The 3,252-nt window shown below is 54.6% G+C and carries 5 protein-coding genes; 1 reads left to right on the top strand and 4 read right to left on the bottom strand.

Going from position 1 to position 3,252, the window contains the following annotated elements:
- Positions 1–700, top strand: a 700-nt coding sequence (locus tag EXE42_RS14895; protein ID WP_241988400.1) for a transcription initiation factor IIB family protein, incomplete at its 5' end; no start/stop codon positions are given.
- Positions 701–1,258: 558 nt separating this feature from the next.
- Here EXE42_RS14895 and EXE42_RS20270 read toward each other — a convergent pair.
- The 4 genes from EXE42_RS20270 to EXE42_RS14915 form a co-directional block, all read right to left on the bottom strand.
- Positions 1,259–1,819 (bottom strand): hypothetical protein, encoded by a 561-nt coding sequence (locus EXE42_RS20270; protein ID WP_241988401.1) that lies wholly within the window; start codon positions 1,817–1,819, stop codon positions 1,259–1,261.
- On the bottom strand, positions 1,816–2,442 hold the full coding sequence (locus EXE42_RS14905; RefSeq protein WP_137694868.1) for a hypothetical protein: 627 nt from the start codon (positions 2,440–2,442) through the stop codon (positions 1,816–1,818). The genes EXE42_RS20270 and EXE42_RS14905 overlap by 4 nt, the downstream gene beginning before the upstream one ends.
- Before the next feature lie 242 nt (positions 2,443–2,684).
- The gene (locus EXE42_RS14910; protein ID WP_137706838.1) at positions 2,685–2,906 is read right to left on the bottom strand and encodes a hypothetical protein; all 222 of its coding nucleotides are present in this window, start codon (positions 2,904–2,906) and stop codon (positions 2,685–2,687) included.
- Positions 2,907–2,930: 24 nt separating this feature from the next.
- A partial coding sequence (locus tag EXE42_RS14915) for a hypothetical protein (RefSeq protein ID WP_137706839.1) occupies positions 2,931–3,252 on the bottom strand: 322 nt, incomplete at its 5' end.

Consider the following 3,252-nt stretch of genomic DNA (forward strand, 5'->3'; position numbering starts at 1 on the left):
GTTATCGACGGTGATCGGGTGGCAAGACACCGACGCGAAGGGGAACGCGCTGTCGGGAGAACGGCGACAACAGATGCGTCGCCTTCGACGATGGGATGAGCGCTTCCGACGACGCTCATCGGCGGATAGGAATCTCATGCATGCGCTCGGTGAGATCGACCGCATGGCTTCCGCGCTCGGCGTGCCCGAAAGCACCCGAGAGACGGCAGGCGTCATCTACCGTCGCGCACTTGCGGACGGACTCCTTCCGGGTCGAGCCGTTGAAAGCGTCGCCACTGCGGTGCTGTACGCGGCGAGTCGCATGGATGACGTCCCGCGCTCTATCGACGAGGTTTCAACAGTGAGCCGCGTCGAACAAATTCGCGTTGAGCGGGCATATCGACACGTCTCACGTGAACTCGGGTTAGAAATTCCACCAACAGATCCTCGTTCGTTCATCGGGCGGATTGCGTCGGACGTGGAGTGTACGGACGCGACAGAGCGAGAGGCACGACGTCTCGCCGGAATAGCGGTTGAAAACGGTGTTCACAGCGGGAAACATCCGGTAGGCATCGCCGCAGGGGCACTGTACGCGGCTGCCAAACAGTGCGATGAGTCTCTCCGACAAGCAGATATCGCTCATGCTACGGACGTAAGCGAGATGACGATACGGAACCGGTATCCTGAGATTTTGGCCGCAACAGATACCGAGGATGAATAGGCACAGTGAGTAGTTGACTTTTGCTTGAGTAGGTTCGAATTGGACAGTATCGATCAAGGATTGTTTTGCTCTGTTGGATCGCATAACTGTGTCCGGACCAAGATATCACAAAAGGCGGAAAAATCATTTTTCGCCGTCGACAGCATAGATCAACCTCCTACGACATCTGCTGCCTTACTTCTCTTCCAAATGTGTGTTTCAGAAGCCCTCAACGGCGATACAGTTTCGATCTTGTTTTCACCTAGTCCTAACACATTCTGCGGATTTAATGAAAAACAGAAAGAGAAGCTAGAGTGAGTATATTATTCCAGATACTTAAGTAGAAAATAGAAGGCACGCATCAAATCTATCCTCCGAGATTATGCGGAGTGGTGGTATGGTGAGGTCGTTAACTTAACGGATCTCATCTCATAACCGCGCAAGGAGGGCAGCCCCAACGGGGAAGGGAACGTTATGATTCTCTGTCGAACTGTACCGAAAGGTCGACCGCGGGACGATCTCACGGTGGAAGATCCAACGGACTATCAGAAACGGAAGGGCAGCAGAGCAACAAGGGTGTTAATGTATCTCTTCTAATACCTCTGGCCCCCTCAGTATCCGGAAGAATTGCTCGTACTCCGTCTCACTGACTACTTGGGATAGTGCGCGCTCTGCGTTCCTGTCGTCGATGATCAGCCCCACGGAATTGTGACCCTCAGACACCCGGATTTGAACAAGATTACCGGCGAATTTGGCGTCCGTTTTCGGGAGTTCATCTTCTCGCTCCTGTTCGAGCTTGGCTAATTCTCCGTGTGCTTCGTCAACCATCTCGCTCACGGTCGGGCCGTCACGGATTCGCGCACCGTAATCCGGCTCTGGAAGGGCAACAATCCAGTCCTCGTTACGTATTGGATCAAGCCAATCGTTGACACCGTAGGGACCAGCCCATTCCTTGTCCAACTCCTTGACTACTCCAGTGGAGACGTACAACTGCTTATCATTCGACTGAATGTAGTTGATTAGCTGTCGCCGTTCTGGAGTAGATCGCCCGATTCCACCCAAGACGCTCGAGTCAACGAGGAGTGCATCCGGGAGCGGGTAGAGGGGTGAAGAGTCAACTAATTTCGGTCGATCGCTCATTCCTGCTCAAACACGTACGGAGTGTTTCGAATCTTCCGATCATGTACGTCGTGTTCGAAGGAATCATCGATGAGCCCTGCTTTGACAAATAGGGCAATGATCGGCTCCAGCGCCTGCGTGATGCTGATAGCCTCGATCTCATCAACATTGAGGCGGTCTGCTGCTCCACGACGAGTCACCTCGCCACTGAGATATGCCCGTGTCTGCTCAACCGCCATCAGCAGCTTCGCCTTGCCGTGCCGATCAACGAAGAGTTCGATCTCACTGACCTCGCCGCTTGCACCGTAAGCGGCGATCGTAAGCGGGTCAAACAGTATCCGCGTCTCTCCCTCCCCAACGGGGAGAAATAGTGAATCAGTCCGGAGCTGGCTCTCTTTCCCGCTACTGACATCCTCGACAATGTCTAAGTTTTTGAGCTTTCCAACCCGCATTGAGGTTGTACTTCCGGCAAGATCGAGTCTACGCTCGATACTACTGTTCGTAGTAGGCTGATTCAGCAGGATGTCAGTATAGACTCTGGCGATGTCGGGATTCACCAGTATCTCTGAGGCTGCGATAAAGGAGCGTGCGGTGCCCTCTTTCGAGCCGTTCTCGTTCGCAGCCGGGGCGTTTGTTACCACCATCGTAATTCATGATACGTGAACCGAGAACTAATATCTTGTGGCAGTTGTGTCGGACTGTATGGAGGCTCCTAGAGATTGTTCTTAGATAACTGATTTGTAGATACTGGCATTTGTATTCACGCCTTAAGAGAGTATTTCAGTTAAACGAATTAATCTTAATCTTAATCTTAAGATTAGTCTGACAGCTTCTTCCGGACAAACGGCTGCTAGCCGGGTACTAGAGCGGTGTCGGTGTTTCGTGGTCACCACCCAGTGGCCATGTCCCAGAGGAGGGCGACGTCAACGATACCGAGAATAACTCCAGCTAGTAGCCACGCATCAAGCGACGATGTGAGGTCCAAGATCGGGCCAGAAACTGCGAGTTCGAAGGCCGACGCCAAACTCGCCACCTCAAACAAGAGTACCCCCGAGATGACCCAGATCACAGTCGCACCAGCGGCGATGAGAAGCTTGTTCCCGCTCATCTTTGACGCTCTAGCGACACCAAGCTAATGTCCATCGTACCAAGGCGGCGCACCGAACGCGTCGGCGTAGCAGTCTGGGTGACACGGCCGCTTGCGGTTGTCCGGCCACGCCCGGTCGAGTGGAACCTGCTCGCCGCAGAGCCCACACTCGGCGGTGTGACCTGCCTGACGAGCGTCTGGTGAGAGATTCCTTGCCTCGATGTAGAGCTCGTGGAGCGCCCACGGCGTGAGGCGAACGGCGACACGCTCGGCCGGATCGGGATCCTCGTCCGATGTCGCGGCCGAGAGCGTAAGCACCCAGTCGTCACCGGGCTCGCCGTCGGTCGCTGGCCCGAGGGCAATCGTC

It is taken from the genome of Halorubrum sp. SP3, from assembly GCF_005435195.1.
In the GTDB taxonomy this organism is placed as follows: Archaea; Halobacteriota; Halobacteria; order Halobacteriales; family Haloferacaceae; genus Halorubrum; species Halorubrum sodomense.

Excerpts from the sequence above, each read along its gene's own strand:
- EXE42_RS20270 (WP_241988401.1), bottom strand. The coding sequence starts at position 1,819 with ATGAGCGATCGACCGAAATTAGTTGACTCTTCACCCCTCTACCCGCTC.
- EXE42_RS14905 (WP_137694868.1), bottom strand. The coding sequence starts at position 2,442 with ATGGTGGTAACAAACGCCCCGGCTGCGAACGAGAACGGCTCGAAAGAG.
- EXE42_RS14910 (WP_137706838.1), bottom strand. The coding sequence starts at position 2,906 with ATGAGCGGGAACAAGCTTCTCATCGCCGCTGGTGCGACTGTGATCTGG.